The sequence below is a fragment of the Pseudomonas sp. RGM 3321 genome (assembly GCF_022836805.1).
Classification (GTDB): domain Bacteria; phylum Pseudomonadota; class Gammaproteobacteria; order Pseudomonadales; family Pseudomonadaceae; genus Aquipseudomonas.
Map to the genome: position 1 here is coordinate 1 of NZ_JALHBH010000118.1, position 14,605 is coordinate 14,605.

At 52.0% G+C, this 14,605-nt stretch carries 13 protein-coding genes; 6 read left to right on the plus strand and 7 right to left on the minus strand.

Annotated elements, in window-relative coordinates:
• The first annotated feature begins 524 nt into the window (after positions 1-524).
• The 6 genes from RGM3321_RS21520 (at position 525) to RGM3321_RS21545 (ending at position 9,009) form a co-directional block, all read left to right on the plus strand.
• A complete protein-coding gene (locus tag RGM3321_RS21520) occupies positions 525-1,073 on the plus strand; it encodes a hypothetical protein (RefSeq protein WP_104653208.1) in 549 nt (182 codons plus the stop codon).
• A gap of 637 nt (positions 1,074-1,710) precedes the next feature.
• On the plus strand, positions 1,711-3,858 hold the full coding sequence (locus tag RGM3321_RS21525) for a hypothetical protein (RefSeq protein WP_244394754.1): 2,148 nt from the start codon (positions 1,711-1,713) through the stop codon (positions 3,856-3,858).
• A gap of 345 nt (positions 3,859-4,203) precedes the next feature.
• Positions 4,204-5,973, plus strand: a complete 1,770-nt coding sequence (locus RGM3321_RS21530; RefSeq protein WP_244394755.1) for a retron Ec67 family RNA-directed DNA polymerase/endonuclease — start codon at positions 4,204-4,206, stop codon at positions 5,971-5,973.
• An 87-nt stretch (positions 5,974-6,060) separates the two neighbouring features.
• Positions 6,061-6,465: a hypothetical protein gene (locus RGM3321_RS21535; protein ID WP_244394756.1), complete on the plus strand. Its 405-nt coding sequence runs from the start codon at positions 6,061-6,063 to the stop codon at positions 6,463-6,465.
• A 50-nt stretch (positions 6,466-6,515) separates the two neighbouring features.
• Positions 6,516-7,517: a hypothetical protein gene (locus RGM3321_RS21540; RefSeq protein ID WP_244394757.1), complete on the plus strand. Its 1,002-nt coding sequence runs from the start codon at positions 6,516-6,518 to the stop codon at positions 7,515-7,517.
• Between the two features lie 262 nt (positions 7,518-7,779).
• A complete protein-coding gene (locus RGM3321_RS21545) occupies positions 7,780-9,009 on the plus strand; it encodes an abortive infection family protein (RefSeq protein WP_244394758.1) in 1,230 nt (409 codons plus the stop codon).
• A 330-nt stretch (positions 9,010-9,339) separates the two neighbouring features.
• Here RGM3321_RS21545 and RGM3321_RS21550 read toward each other — a convergent pair whose 3' ends face one another.
• The 7 genes from RGM3321_RS21550 to RGM3321_RS21580 form a co-directional block, all read right to left on the minus strand.
• The gene (locus RGM3321_RS21550) at positions 9,340-9,705 is read right to left on the minus strand and encodes a histone-like nucleoid-structuring protein, MvaT/MvaU family (protein WP_244394759.1); all 366 of its coding nucleotides are present in this window, start codon (positions 9,703-9,705) and stop codon (positions 9,340-9,342) included.
• A gap of 65 nt (positions 9,706-9,770) precedes the next feature.
• The gene (locus tag RGM3321_RS21555; protein ID WP_244394760.1) at positions 9,771-9,959 is read right to left on the minus strand and encodes a hypothetical protein; all 189 of its coding nucleotides are present in this window, start codon (positions 9,957-9,959) and stop codon (positions 9,771-9,773) included.
• The gene (locus RGM3321_RS21560; protein WP_244394761.1) at positions 9,922-10,866 is read right to left on the minus strand and encodes a chromosome segregation protein SMC; all 945 of its coding nucleotides are present in this window, start codon (positions 10,864-10,866) and stop codon (positions 9,922-9,924) included. The genes RGM3321_RS21555 and RGM3321_RS21560 overlap by 38 nt, the downstream gene beginning before the upstream one ends.
• A 93-nt stretch (positions 10,867-10,959) precedes the next feature.
• Entirely contained in the window at positions 10,960-13,860 is a 2,901-nt protein-coding gene (locus RGM3321_RS21565; protein WP_244394762.1) for a DUF927 domain-containing protein, read from the minus strand.
• Positions 13,857-14,135: a DUF3077 domain-containing protein gene (locus RGM3321_RS21570; protein WP_096134089.1), complete on the minus strand. Its 279-nt coding sequence runs from the start codon at positions 14,133-14,135 to the stop codon at positions 13,857-13,859. Before RGM3321_RS21570 ends, RGM3321_RS21565 begins: the two co-directional genes overlap by 4 nt.
• Complete coding sequence (locus RGM3321_RS21575) at positions 14,132-14,413, minus strand: hypothetical protein (RefSeq protein WP_244394763.1); 282 nt, start codon at positions 14,411-14,413, stop codon at positions 14,132-14,134. Before RGM3321_RS21575 ends, RGM3321_RS21570 begins: the two co-directional genes overlap by 4 nt.
• Entirely contained in the window at positions 14,410-14,571 is a 162-nt protein-coding gene (locus RGM3321_RS21580) for a hypothetical protein (RefSeq protein WP_244394764.1), read from the minus strand. The genes RGM3321_RS21575 and RGM3321_RS21580 overlap by 4 nt, the downstream gene beginning before the upstream one ends.
• Positions 14,572-14,605 lie beyond the last annotated feature (34 nt).

Genomic DNA, 14,605 nt, shown 5'->3' on the forward strand with positions numbered 1-14,605 from the left:
TCAACCTGGTCTACGACCGATAATTTAAAGGCTAGCGTGTAATCGCGTTGGCTGCGCCTTTTACCCGAATCCATTAAGTCCTCCTGAGGAAAGGTCAGAAGGTGTAAACCTTATTCAGGACGGGACACCAAAAACAAAAAAGCCCGCACAAGGCGGGCTTCGGGCATTTCCTGGACTGTCCAAAACTCAAGACACATCCAGGCCCAGGCGTCGTTTGAACTAGGTAGTAAGAGCCCCGTATTTACTGGGTTTTTTTGGTGGTGCTTCGGTTAGGCATACACGTGGGCATACACGGCGCTGCCTTCTGCCGCCAGTGAGGCGAGAGCAAGGGTGATGAATCTGCATCCATCCAGGGTATCCAGTGCTACTCAAATGTTCTGTGCCACTTCTGTAGACCCTCTGTGTTCAACCCAGATTGACAGCTCCTCGATAGCTGCCCCACCTTTGGAAGGTCACGCCTCTGTAACGGAGGGGCAGGTAGTGTCATGATTCGACTGAAATAAACTCCGCAGCCGGGCAAATTTATGACCGATACGCCGCATCATCAGCTTCTTCCTGGGCTGCCAGGTGATGGCCCTCTTCCTCTCCAGTTCAGTGCAACCGGCCAAGGGCAGCATAGTGAGGGGATCGTTATCAGGTTCATGCCGGAAGGGATGCCTTCTTGGGTGGGGAACTTCCAACCCGGGTTTTGCCGCTTCAACTGCGTGTTGGAAGTCGAATCAACTTTTCATGTGATCGTAGTTGCCGGTGGTCAGGGTTACATCGTGGACGTTCGTAACGGACTGCTCTTAAACCACTTCGGTGGCGATATCGAGAGTTTGATCAGCATCCCAGAGCTGGGTAGCACCCTCGTTTCAAATGGGCTGTGGCTTAGGCTTTTCAAAGGAGAGGCTGAGGTCTGGTGCACTGAGTGTTTGTCTTTAGATGGAATTAGGAATATCCAAGTTTCGCTCGCGGATGGGTTCGTTACGGGGGAAGGATGGTACATGGAGGACTCCTGGTCCCCGTTCAAAATTTTAATCTCCTCCGGAGAGGTTATAGGAGGAGCTTTCGAGACACTTGACGTCGGCTAGTCAATCTCACCATTCCCAGAGGATTAACGCCGGGGACCCTGGCGGCATTCGAGGGACACGGGGCATGAAACCCGCGTGGATTTGGTAGCTGCTGATCGGTTGACGTTGGTTGACAGTTTACAGGTTGACGGCAGCAGATCAGTAGCTGAAGGAATGAACATCCGGGTTCACCACCTGATTGGGTGAGTTCACCGGGTTCACCAGTTCACTAAGCTGTGAAAACGTCGGCTACTCAAGATGCGCGGGTTCCCTACCCCGTATGCAGCAGAAGTCCCTAGGGGCCCCCGGCTTATGCCCGATTCCATTCGCTGGTGGGGCTCACTTCCTAGGGGGCGTGGGACAGATTCTTCAAATGCGGTGTAACTGGTGTTTCAGGTGTAGCACTATTTCTTAAGTACTTGAAATATAAGAATTAAATTGCTGTAACACTTTGTCGGGAGTTTCTGTGTATGTGATGTAACAATATGGAACTGTGTAACGCTTCCGCTGAGCCGTACGAGCAACTGTCTAAGATGGTGGCTATCGGCCAGAAGCAGACCTGCATCTGCAACACATGCCACGGAACTCGCCATGAAGGGCGACTAACTTCAAAATTATCGCTATCGTTGATTTCCAGTTTCGTTCCCAAGGAGGGCTCATGAGCGCATCGTCGATACCATTGGAAAGCGAGGTTGCCACTTGGCTCGTACAACTGATCGAGAGCGAAAGTTTGCATGACTCTATCGCTGGAAAGGAAGCCTTCGTATCAATAGCCGAAGGCGTGCGCCAGACTCACTTCATTCCCTCATTTGGCATCGACTATAGATCCAGATTAGCCTCCGCAGAGGCAGCTGAGCATGTGCTCAATCAGCTGACATTGCTTGAGATCATCTCCGTCAATATGAGCATCTCTCTTACAACTGGAGAGGTACTTCGACCGGACATTCTTTGCTTCAACCCGGAGTCAAGAACGCTGGTTGTTTTCGAGATCAAGAGGGCGGCAGAGACTGAGCGCCAGACAATCACTGAGCTGGGAGGCTATGAGCAGGAGTTGAGAAACCTGCTGCCATTTGTAGGTGACTACGATATCTGTTTCGTGGTGGTAGCCACTGAGTGGTCGACCCTTTTGAACCACGCGGTGGGTGCATTGAATGCCTGGTCGGGTAAACGATGCCTCGCCCTCAAGCTTGCTCTCGATGTACCCGGCAAGCATTTAAGTTTGAGTTGCCACCTCCCGGAAGCTTGGCACCTAACCGGAAGCCTTGCGCTCGCCCCCGAAGCATTGCAGACAATCAACCTGTATTTGGCAGAAGATGACCCAGACATGGACGAAAACTGGCCGCCTAGATCAGTCATTACCGCCATGGATGTGATAGCTCGCGCTGGTGATCGAGCTGGGTCTCACGGCTTCATGATGCTCTGGAAAGATGTTAACGGTATGGGGAGAGGTGTCTGGGGCTTAACCCTTTGCGGCATTGATCCATACGCGATGTATGCATGGTGGAGAGACCATGGCCTGCCTCAGCGCGATTCCGAGATAGCTCTATTCTTCGATAAAAATCTAGACGATATGCCCGGCTTGATACCAAGCTCCGTTTTTGCACACATCGATGAGGCAAGAACTCTACTCTCTGACCGCTACGATCTTGAGCTTGGGGATGCATTTAGCTGGGATATGCAACTCAAGGCTCTGCGCATGCAAGCCCTACCGAGACGATTCGAGTTTTGGGGTAGCCTCGGACAATACGCCCATAAGTTTGTCTGCAATCCAAGCGTTCGCGACCGGTATATGCCCTATATTGGGCATAATGATCTGGACTGGACAGATCCAGACGTAGCACTTCCGCTTATCCAAAACCTCGCGCAAGGCACTCCATTTTTAGGAGGACAGATACGTTGTAGCGACGCGTTCAAAGCTGGTACTGCTATCGGGACACTCATCATAGCTCTGAGGAATGCAGCGGCCAGCGAAGCTGCGGCGTTGAAACTAGAACCGTTCGTTTGCTGGTCTCAATACGAAGCGCTTCGCTACGCGATTGAAATGCAGCAGATCAGTGTCGGAACTGATGATATTGAGGAGCCCATTCCTACCCTGACGAATAATCCTCAGCAAAGGCTGCAAGCTGCGGAGGCGATGAGGCTCTGGATTTTTTCCCACCTCCTTGGGGATGACCATCCTTTCCATCAGCATTGCTTTGAACTCGGATGCAGCGGGCCATTTCTGTTTGGTGACTTGGCACTACGACTTGGCTATCAGCTTCCCCGAGAGCCCCGAGGACATATGCTTGGTGGGCTGCGTGAGATCATGAAGCGAGCGATCCCGAAGGTTGCGGCCAGCGTGGGGTACCAAGTCCGCAGTGAAGCGTACAAGGCGTTTGCTGACTATCTATCCCCCTATCTTGATATCGAGTCTTGTCATGACGAGACTTCAGTGGGGACTGCGGTCGATGCGATGCCCGATGATGAGCTGATTGCTCAATTTCCCAAGCAGATTTTGAAAGGTATCGACAGCATTATCCCTGTGGTCTTTCACCAGGCTAAAGCGGTTCCGATCTCTGCAGTCGACTGGGGTTGGCTCAAAGCAGGAATTCGAGCTTTGTACGATGCAGGTAACTACCACGGAGCAGTCATCCGCCAACTGGATGGAACCATTGGGACTGGATGCGTCGACAGAGGCATGACCGGCTTGCTAGCCCCCATTTCAGACCCAAACGAGGAAGTGTACTTCTATGACAATCTCGCAGGGCACGCCTTCATGGCGAAAATTACGTGGCAGAAATTGATTGAAATGGTGACTTCCGATTAACGTGTTCATCCCTTTTGGGCCGAGGCGGCGACCCACGCATTTCAATAGACGACCGGCAGGAAACGGCCAGAAGCTTACGTACATCCATCTTCCTAGAGTGCGCTTAGGTTAGCAGTGAAAATCCAGGTATCAGACTGAATCGGACCTTTTTAAAAGATTGATTTCGGATCCAATAGTTTGTTAGTCTCGGGCCCGGCTTACGGGCAGATTTTGGATCGCGCATCGCGATCAGTGAAAAAATTGTCCGAAAGGATTGCCCTTGTGGTGACTTGTCGCTTCTTGACGGTCCTGGCACAGTGCGTAGGAGTGCCCGTAAGCCCCTTCCCTTTATCAAAAAGTCAAAACATGAAAAAGATCAGTGCCTTGCGCCTAGCAAAGACTAAGCCAGACCTCGCATTGCTGATGGGTATTGATGCTTCGTTTTTGACAAATATTCTTTACAGACTTAAGCCAACAACTCAATACACTTGTTTCACCATCCCGAAAAAAAGTGGTGGCGTACGTACAATCTATGCTCCGTCCGATGAGCTCAAATCAATTCAGAGCGCGCTCTCAACTTTGCTGCAAGATTGCGTTCAAGAAATAAATACCTCGAAGGGGCCAAAATTTAAATCGACTCTCTCCCATGGCTTTGTTCGTGACCGATCAATCTTGACAAATGCAATAATGCATCTTAATCAAAGAAACGTCTTAAACATTGACTTGAAGGATTTTTTCGACCAATTTAATTTCGGTAGAGTTCGAGGTTATTTCATATCAAACAAGAACTTTCAGCTTGATCCGGCCGTAGCGACAGTAATTGCTCAGATTGCTTGCTACGACAACAAGCTGCCTCAAGGAAGCCCGTGCTCTCCAGTTATATCAAACTTGATAACTCACTCGCTTGACATTAGATTGGCATCGTTGGCACGAGATAACTCATGCACTTATACTAGGTATGCTGACGATATCACCATATCAACGCGAAAAAAAGATTTTCCAAGTAATTTAGCATCGGGCCGAGCGTCTGGGTACATTATTGGAAGTAGGCTCACAGCAGAAATCAAGCGTGCTGGATTTGGTGTTAATCCTGCAAAAACAAGGATTCAATACAAAGATTCTCGCCAAGATGTCACGGGATTGATTGTTAACAAAAAACCCGGAGTCAAATCTGAATATTGGCGCACCGTTAAGTCTCAGTGTCACGCGCTATTCCAAACTGGAAAATTTTTAGAAAACAGTTCAACCCCACCACAAACTGGTAATATTTTTGTATTGGAGGGAAAGCTAGGCTTCATAGACCAGGTCGATTTCTTTAATAGAAAGCGGAGCAAGCCGCTCATGACTCTAGAGCATGAGCTCTCGAAGCACGGGTCGAAAACTAGAAAGCTTCTTAATGGTAGAGAGCGTACGTTCAGCAGGTTCCTTTTTTATAAATATTTTTATGCCAATAGCAAACCTACTATTGTATGCGAGGGGAAGACAGACAACGTCTACTTGAAAGCAGCTATTAATAGGCGTGCTGCCGCGTTCCCAAGTCTGGCCAAAGCTAAGTCCGGGAGCGACCCATACGAGCTTCTTGTTCACTTTATCAATTATACTAACCGAACGAGATTCCTTCTTGAGCTATATGGCGGAACGTCATATTTGAAAGAATTTATACTGGATTATGATGAGCATTTTAAATTTTACAAAGCACCCATGCCCAATCACCCAGTTATTATTGTTCTGGATAATGATGATGGATTTGGAAAAATTGAAAGTATTTTAAAAGGCAACAGGTATAATCCGACAGTTTTTCCTATTACTTCGCCAGTCACCGACATTAGGAATGCGGAATTTATACATGTTGCACACAATCTTTATATTGTGCTTACGCCACTGAAAGGCAAAGTTAACAAGAGCTCGATTGAAGATTTATTCACAAAAAAAATCAGAGCCACAAAGCTTGGAGGAAAGGTGTTTAATAAACAAAATAAGACTGATAGTAATACTGAGTACGGCAAAGAGTATTTTGCGAGCAAGGTTGTGACTCCTAACAAGCACAAAATAAATTTTTCTGGATTCAACCCCCTTTTAGGGCGTATCAATCAATGCATTCAACATTTCGCTACAGTGAAGCTAGCGAGGCCATGAGAGTCTTATAGCCCCAGTACGCTTTTACAGACCACTTTGCTAAACGTGTTCTCGCTAACACCTAGGTATTATGCCGACTGAAGTACGGTGGCCCGAGCTTACACGAGTGAGCTGGTCGGTATTAGTCAAAAAGTTGGCATCGTGGATGGCGATAATCAACTGAATCTTCGTTTGGCGGCCAAGAAGCAAAGACTAACTGATCGAAAATCGACTCATAGATGCTTACCTGTTCGCTCAGATGCTCACGTGCCCAATGGATCATTCCAGATTGGATCGGCGACTGGAGAGGAAGAGCTGGGCCCGAAATCGCAGCATGCCATGACGACGCATTTAGCCACGGTGCGCGGAAAGCTAGGTTTTATGCCCCGCTTGATCAAGCACGGACAGGCGTTAATGGTGGCACTGCCGAAGAATCAACTGGCTGCTCGGCCAAAAACGCACAAGCCATGCGACACAATTCGCTGGAAAAATCATTATCTTTCTGTTTCCTAGCTGTGAAGTTTGTTATGTTGAAACGACTAAAGTCGATATGGTAGGCACGTATGAAACACTGGACCGAACCCAACGGGGTACTTTTAATTAAAGTTCCAATCGATTGGCAGTATCTTAATTCAGGTGCTAGCGACTATGGAGAGAAATCGCCATATGGATTTCAACCGTATGAGGACCCCATAGGCTGTTTTCAACTGAGTTGCTATCCCTTAAACGAACTAGCTCCTGGTATTGCCAAAGCCAATCCCAAAGGCGTCAAGAAGCTAAGTTGGAACGAGTCAAGGGAAGATGATTCCGAGTTTTGCACACATCTGTTTTTCGGCGCCTATTATGATCAGGCATTGATAGGTAAGTATATATACGATGTAGGCCTTGAAGGCGATAAGAGAATTGCCGAGCAGCTGGCTATCGTAAGTAAAGTTCTGAATTCTATTTTGATAGTCCCTCCAAGCGATCGTAAACTTGCTGCAGATCTAGACAAGTTTGATCGATTCACAGGATCTCTTGCGGCCTCGTATGATCTTTTGTACACAGCAATTGATGCTGGAGCATGCATTGAGATCATTGCGATTGCAGCAAATCAAATAGATGCACATTTAAGATTGAGCTTGGTAATTGCTAAACAGCTGGAGGAAAAGACAGATAATATAGAAGTCAGATACCTTTTCCAAGCAGATGGTGAAAAGGGAATTATGGAGAGAAAAGTCTTCGAAGATGCTTTAAGTTTTAAAATAATTAATCTAGATTTTTTTGAAACCTTGAGCCAGCTCTACAGTTTGAGAAATCGAGTTGTTCATCGATACATAATTTCAGATATCAGATCGCGTGATCTCGTTGAGATTTCTGGAAAATACTTGAAAGTCTTGGAAGAGACGCGTCTAATTCTTCGTGAGTTCGAGCAGAAACAAGCGGTCGTGCCCTATGGAGTATACGGAACAAAGTGTGGGAAAATCTCCACTGCTGACGATGCTATTAGACGCTTGTATGCAAGGGCGAATGACAAACATCTGCTCGATAAATATAAAAGAAGCGTTAGTGAAAGGAAAAGCTAACAACCTGTTGCAGGTCATACTTGACCCACTGTGCACTTTTCTGCCGCGAAAACGGTCATTCCTCCAAAGCACCGGTCTGTGAGTCGGTGACTGCTTTTGGTGCTCTGAATCCAGTCACTTCTTTCTGACAATGCCCGAGCTATTTGCAAAGGCTTGTACATACCCAGAAAATTAGTGAGAGACAGCTATGGGGAGAGCGCGGACATCGCTATGCTTGGGTACTTAGATTTCGCAATCACTAGCAAGGGCAGGAGCAGATGCGATGGAACAGCCAGAACAGATACTTGCAACGGTCCATGCACTCCTTCGTGCAGAGGGCATGGGCGAAGCAGCTGCCATCGTACGCGAGTATCCGGCGCATATTGAGCAGACGGGTTACGACAGTTGGAATGGTGGTACAAACATCTATGATGTGCAGTTCAAGCTGCCCGCTCAGGATTACGCCCGGCTAGGAGCGAAACGCAGCCAATTAGAAGAGCAAATCACAGCTCGACTGAGAACTGCTATTGAGCCTGAAACACAGGATTGGTACTCAGCCAAGATCGTGCCTGCAAGAGAACAACAGGCTGACTGGCGATCTGATTCATCAGATCTCCCTCGGCAAGTTCGCGTTAATATCTTGGATGGCCTACGTTTGGAAAATGTGGATTGGTATGGTCAGCTCGACGACGTAGGGTTCTTGAGTCGTCTATTCGACCTGCAGCAACTTCCGTCCACGGACAGTAGGTTCCTGGATGCGGCAGGTGATATTTGGCAGCATCGTTATAACAATGATGATTGGGAAAATGATTGGGTCTTCACAGATTCTCGCTTTCAGCTGATTGATGGCTCGGTGGAGCAATTTCTTCGGTTTCTCTGTGAGGTCGTTCATCCGATTGTCCGTCCCGATCGCGATGAGACACTTAAGTTAGTGCTCCATTTCAACGGTCAGCTTCGATCTGCTGGTTGGGAGATCTATGAGGAGGAGCGCATTGCCGGCCGGCCACGCTTCTCTTTCCGGCAGCGCAGCAGCTCGTCCCAAGCTGTTCTAAGAGCTAAGACAGTCGCAGAGGCCCTCGACGCAGGCTGGATGGCGAAGGAAATCGAGCGCCTCGAGCATTCTATTGATCGTGATCCCGCCTTAGCGATTGGTACAGCAAAAGAGCTCATTGAAACGTGCTGCAAATCCATTCTGACAAAGCGGGCTATTCCATTTACCAAATCTGATGATCTCGGAGATCTTACAAAGAAAGTCGCTAAGGAGCTGCAGCTTGTCCCAGAGGGCATAACGGATGCTACGAAGGGTGCGGAGAACATTCGTTTGATTCTTCGGAATCTGACCCAACTCACGAACAACCTCGCTCAATTGCGTGGACTATACGGCACAGGACATGGGAGAGACGGTCAACATCGCGGACTTCAGCCGCGGCATGCTCGGCTTGCTGTAGCGTCTGCGGTTGCCTTCATCGACTTTGTATCGGAGACCTTCCACCATAGAGAAGGCTTGAACTGAATCGCCACTAATTTCGTAGACGCATCGGAATGACTGCTTCTGGCCCAGGCTGTGTGAAAACGTTTTTGATCAGGTTTGACAGCCAGGACTGAAGCTAAAATCGCGTTCTTACGCAAGTTTTCGGACTGCTGCATTAAGCAAATGCTGGCAGATTTTACGTAGCCGCCGTCGCATGCGTTTTCACGCGTCCTTGACCGAAAGCGGCTTTCCAGTTTTGCTACAAAAATTCACGACTTTGCAGGTCATTCGTAACAGCGGCTTGGAGCTGTCTGGTGATTTGGTGAGCTATATGCCAGCAGCAAAAAGGACCCTTTTGGGCCCTTTTTCAGGTCAAGCTGTCAGCCATCGCTCGACGGCGTCTGCACCGTATTCTGCTTTCCACGCCTTCAATGCTTTGTGATTCCCACCTTTGGTTTCTATGACCTCACCTGTGTTCGGGTTTTTGTACACCTTCAGGTCACGTGGTTTGCGCGTGCCTGCAGGTTTTTCGGATGTCGGGCTTCGGGCCGAGGTCTTTGGGTCTAGCAGGTTGATGATGTGCTTTAAGCTGAAACCGTAGTGTTCAAGCAGCTTGCGCAGCTTCGTCTCGAACTCAATTTCCTTCTTCAGTCCATCATCACCCTTCATTTTTTCCAGTGCCTGGAGCTGCTCGTCGAGGTGTTTTTCCAGCTGACGGTATTCTGCGAGTTTGGACATAATGTTCCCATTATCGGTAGTTGCGTGTGTTATTGAGATCAATAGCGTCGATCACAAATTTCGTACTATTTCCGGCTTATCAGCTGGCTTTCAATGTGCGCCATTTCCGCTTTGATTGCCTTGATCGTCAGCATTTGTATTTGACTGACTTTGGCTGAGGTCGCGCTGATGGTTTTCAGCAGTGCAGCTAGATAAGCTTTCCGAGCCTTGAGCGTGTCAGCCCAGCTCGTGCTGTTTTGTAGTGGCTTGTTCACTGCTTTCATCCTTTCGTTGCTCCAGTTGGCTCACGAACGCAGCCTGTTGAGGTGTCGAAATATCGTTGAGCTGGAGCAGGTCCTGCGCGCTGTATCTGCGCGCCCGGTCGGATAGTTCATGCCACGTCCAGTTCCCGATCTTTTCACCTTCCTGTGGAACCGCCAGTTTCAACAGGCTCACTTGATCAAGGCCGAGCAGGTTGTAATTTGCCCACAGCCTTCCGCCCACATCGAAGAGTGCCTTAGCGGCCTCGTTCCACTTCTCTTCCAGAACTGTTTGAGAAAGCCACAGGGCGTCGCGTTCTATGCCCTTGTGCTTTTCCTGCGCTTCGGCGATGTATCGATCTACGGTGAGCAGCTCCTGCTCCAGCGCGGATATGATCAGGCCTTGTCGACGATCATGTTCGGCAGCGGTTGCCAGGTTTTTTGCGGCTTTTTGCGCATCGGCGTTGGCGGTCTTTTCGCCTTCGGTGTCGCCCCATGCGACGGCCTGTGCATACGCAGTCGCGGCGTTCGTTTCAGCCTGCCGGGCTTTGGCCATGTCCTCTACGGCCTGTTGTTTGATCTGTTCAAGACGGGTGCTGAGGCTCTGACGTTTTTCATTCAACTCCTGCTCATCGGCTTTCCAGGTGTTCATGGCCTCGATGTAACCTGTCATCAGGGAATGGCTGTTGATAAGGGTCTCGCGGCGATTGATCCTCTGATCCAACAGGTCCGCATTGTGCTTGCGCGCATCGAAACGCGTTTTCAGCTCGTTGTACTTGTCGCGTAGTTCGCGCTCCTGGGTGGGCTCGATGGACTGATCATTTTCCAGCGCAGCTTCAAAAGGCAGCATTTGGGCATGTAACTGGTCGGCCTCTTTCAGCAGGTCATCGCGGCGGTCTTTCAGTTCTTGGATCTCGTTCATGTGTCTGGTCTCTATTCACTTCGATTGGGAGTTGGTTGAGTGGCTGGCGAGGCCGGGAATCAGCCGGCGCTACCTCGATCAGCAGGGATGCACTCAGGCAGCCCGAGCCTCGCTTTCAGCCAATCCCGGAATCGTCTTCACGATGTAACAACGTTGCGTGCCCAGGCCGGGCAAGCGGACCAGACTCGATGCCTTTCCATCGTTCCCCGGCTCAATGACCCCGCGCTGTAGCAGCTCCTTGTTCACCGCATTGATGTTCATGCCCCGGAATATCTCCGAGCGCCATGACTCGGGCAGCACGTAGTAGGTGTTGGTGGTGTGCAAGGAGTCGCCCAGGCCGTGTTCCATCGTCTTGCGAAAGCCCAGCCGGTCGATGGTGCGCGGACCGTGTTCGTCGATCTTTGCCGCTGCCGATTCCCAGCGGGTAAATCGGCTCTCGCCGAACCGCTCGATGACCTGGCGCAGTCGCGACACGATTGCGTCACCCTCGAAGTTACCGACGCCGCCACGCTCGTTCATCCATGCGTTGAGGCACACGCGAGCAGCGGTGGTGGCGGTCCCATCGGGCCAGCCTGTTATCCCCATCGCGGTGGCCAGCTCACCCGCTGCGGCGGCGAGGCCAAAGCGAGCGGCGGCACGGTGAGCTTGTCCGCTGGCCGACGCGGGTAATGATTGGGCGATAAAGCCTTCCAACGTGCGGCGCAGAATCGCGGACCAAGCGTGGCGTTTATCGGGCTCGCACAGGGCTATGAGAAAGGCGGTGAGCGGTGTGCCGTAGTATTTCGCGACCCGCGCTTTGAGTGCGTCGGACAGTGCTGCTGCGTCATCGAAACCGTTCAAGGTGTCGAACATGCCTAAACCTTTGCTGGCATCGGCAGGAACGGCGAGCATGCGTACTTCCATGCCTGCTTTGAGTTCCTTGTTCGCTTCGGCCATATGTTGGGCCAACGTCTTCTCGCCGGTGGAGAGGAACAGCAAACGCCACTCCTGCACCTGTCGGCCTGCCTGGCCTCGATCATTGGCCCGCGCCTTGCCCGTGCCGTTGCCAAGCATGTACACCGTCTCGCCGATGATGCGCGGATCGCACATGCCGATCTCATCCAGTACCAGTAGCCCGTCCGAGTGCGCAGCGGCGATGGATTCCAATGCGTTGTCTGTGGAGCGCCACGAACGTACCAGGCGCGGTCCGCCGTAGATCGATGCAGCGACCTGCAGGTGTGTGGTCTTTCCGCCCGAGCTATCTCCGTACAAGTGAAATCCCCCCGACTCATGACCCAGCATGTGCAGCAGCGGGCCAGCCAAGGCCACGCCGACCACAAACGCCAGACGATGGTTGCCCACGCACAACGCGCCGATCTGCTCTTGCCATTGCTCAAGCGTGCCCGATTCGCTGATCGGCGGTAGCTGAGAACCGGCCTCGTAGAAGTGCAGGTGTTCGCTGTGCGCGCCGACCTGTTGTTCCGGTAGGAGAAAGGCGCTGTCGTGCCAGCCCAGGCGAGTCACCAGTCGGGCCCGCTGCGCGCTGTCAAAACCGCCGAGGTAACTCTGCAGGTCGTTGCGTGCATTACGTCCCGAACGGCTTCCTGCAAGGCGCAGGCCCATGTCCACTAATGGGCCGAGTACGTCCTTGCCGAAATCGCCGGTCATGGTGCGCGCCGGAATGTTCCAGCGCTTCTTTGCCCCGTCAGGATCGTCGAACTCCACGAGCAGGCCCCAGTTATGGCCTTTGTCATCGCGGGTCCGGGCGAGGATTTCGAGAGGCGAACACACCGGGCGCGCTTCGCCGTCGTCGCCTGCGTAAAACACACCTTCGGGTGTCAGGCGAAAGCCGCCAGGCATTAGGTCGTTTTTCGATTTCGACGGGCGCTTGGCCGCTGGTTTCGTCTTCGCTTTCGGTTTGGGTTCGGGCTCCTCCGCTGCGGACGGTTCTTCTACCGAACCGAACAGCTCGCCACTGCGCTCCAGCTCGGCGAAATGGGCAGCTGTCCAGGCTTTGGCAGGAGCGTCGGCGGCATCATCGCCGTTGTCCCATTGGCCACCTTTGGCGAAAGCGGCGCGCTCGTTTTTCATCGTGGGTTTGCGCTTGAACACCTTCAACGCAATGACCCGTACCGAGCCTGCGCCTATCTCGCGCAGCTTGTTGGCGACAGCGTCCATGCAGGTTTTGCCGCTGTCGTCGTTGTCTGGCCACAACAGCACGTCGCGACCCTTTAGCGGTGTTAGGTCTGCTTTATGCCAAGAGTTGGAACCGTTCGGCCAGCAGGTGGCCACGTAGTTCGGCATCAAATCAGCAGCTGCATCTGCGGCCTTTTCGCCCTCGCACAAGACCACCGGCGCATCGGCGCGCAGTGCCAGTTCATGCCGTCGCAGCAGGGGACGGGGCTCGGGCAACCCTTGCCAACGCCATTGCAGCATTTCACCGTCGCTGCGTTTGCACCAGGTCAACGGCGCAAACACCTTTCTCAGTTTGCCTTCTTCATCGGGCCCCAGGTCGAAGCGGTACAGCGCCATGAGCGGTTGACCCTGATCATCGCGATAAACCCAAACCTTGGACGGTGTGCCGTGCTGTCGGTGTTTAACCGGGCACTTGTTCATGGCCTCGGCCGGGATCGGCTGAATAGCAATCCACTCGGGCGCTTTGCTTTTGGCCGGTGTGGGTTTGGCGGACGCGGATTCAGCAGTTACGCCAAGTAGATCTGCCAGTTTGTTACAGGCCTCGACGTCAGTGCCGCCGTCGATGTAACGCACCAGGTCGATGAGATCGCCGCCCTTGTCGCCGGTCGCGAAGTCAGACCAGGTGCCTTTGCTGATACTGATTTTCAGAGAGCCCGCACGCTTGTCCGTTCGGGTGGGGTTTGGCGCGGTGTACTCCTTGCCGCCGTCCACTCGCTTCCCGTTGGGCAGCCAGTGAGCCAGTACCTTATCGATGTTGTTCAGCGCGGCTGTTTTTACCTGTGCGAAAGAAGGGCGCTTGTTGGTGCTGGAGGCGCTCATGGGCGTTCCTCCGACGAGAACTGCAGGCTGGTGGTAACGTCGTCGATGATGGCCTTGACCATATCACCGAGGTAATGGGCAGCCCATGCCGCGCTGCTGTCGTCGTTCATCCCCGCTTGGAGTGTCAGTTTGTTGATGCAGTCTGCGAGAACGGACGCATGCTCAAGTGCCTCTTCGCACGAGATGCCCGCATTGACGCTGAACAGTGGCTGATTTTGTGAATTGCATCGGGCAAAGGTGGTGTGGCCTGCGGTGTTCCCTTGGAAAGCGCTCACAAGGCACCCCCTTGCGCAGGCTTGCGGCCAAGATCATCGGCGTGGAGCGCCAGGGTCCGTATCAAACCCAGCGTGCCGCGCACGTCCCAAAGGGCGGCAGCGATGACGTGGTTGGCCAAGCTCGGCCCGTCATTTTCAAACTGATCTTCAAGCAGCAATAGCACCGAGCTGGCCCGGTCGACGGCGCAGGTGATGGCGTCGATGGGAATACCGGCATCGGCTGTTGGATTAACACAGAGCAGGTCTTCGGGCAGAGAAAAACTCAGGGCGTTGTTCATTGAGCACCCCCTGCGGTTTCCAGGGCGCGTGCTTTGGTCATGTGAGCGTTGTAGCGGGCAAGGCGTGTAGCGAGGCTGGAATTGGCATGTAAAGTGGCGAGAGCCATTGCGCGATGGGCAGCGGCGCGATTTTTGAACGGACTGAGGGCGTTACTCATAGGTGAGGCTCCTTGTACTGAGGAACCGCCACGG

Excerpts from the sequence above, each read along its gene's own strand:
- RGM3321_RS21520 (WP_104653208.1), top strand. The coding sequence starts at position 525 with ATGACCGATACGCCGCATCATCAGCTTCTTCCTGGGCTGCCAGGTGAT.
- RGM3321_RS21525 (WP_244394754.1), top strand. The coding sequence starts at position 1,711 with ATGAGCGCATCGTCGATACCATTGGAAAGCGAGGTTGCCACTTGGCTC.
- RGM3321_RS21530 (WP_244394755.1), top strand. The coding sequence starts at position 4,204 with ATGAAAAAGATCAGTGCCTTGCGCCTAGCAAAGACTAAGCCAGACCTC.
- RGM3321_RS21540 (WP_244394757.1), top strand. The coding sequence starts at position 6,516 with ATGAAACACTGGACCGAACCCAACGGGGTACTTTTAATTAAAGTTCCA.
- RGM3321_RS21545 (WP_244394758.1), top strand. The coding sequence starts at position 7,780 with ATGGAACAGCCAGAACAGATACTTGCAACGGTCCATGCACTCCTTCGT.
- RGM3321_RS21550 (WP_244394759.1), bottom strand. The coding sequence starts at position 9,705 with ATGTCCAAACTCGCAGAATACCGTCAGCTGGAAAAACACCTCGACGAG.
- RGM3321_RS21560 (WP_244394761.1), bottom strand. The coding sequence starts at position 10,866 with ATGAACGAGATCCAAGAACTGAAAGACCGCCGCGATGACCTGCTGAAA.
- RGM3321_RS21565 (WP_244394762.1), bottom strand. The coding sequence starts at position 13,860 with ATGAGCGCCTCCAGCACCAACAAGCGCCCTTCTTTCGCACAGGTAAAA.
- RGM3321_RS21575 (WP_244394763.1), bottom strand. The coding sequence starts at position 14,413 with ATGAACAACGCCCTGAGTTTTTCTCTGCCCGAAGACCTGCTCTGTGTT.
- RGM3321_RS21580 (WP_244394764.1), bottom strand. The coding sequence starts at position 14,571 with ATGAGTAACGCCCTCAGTCCGTTCAAAAATCGCGCCGCTGCCCATCGC.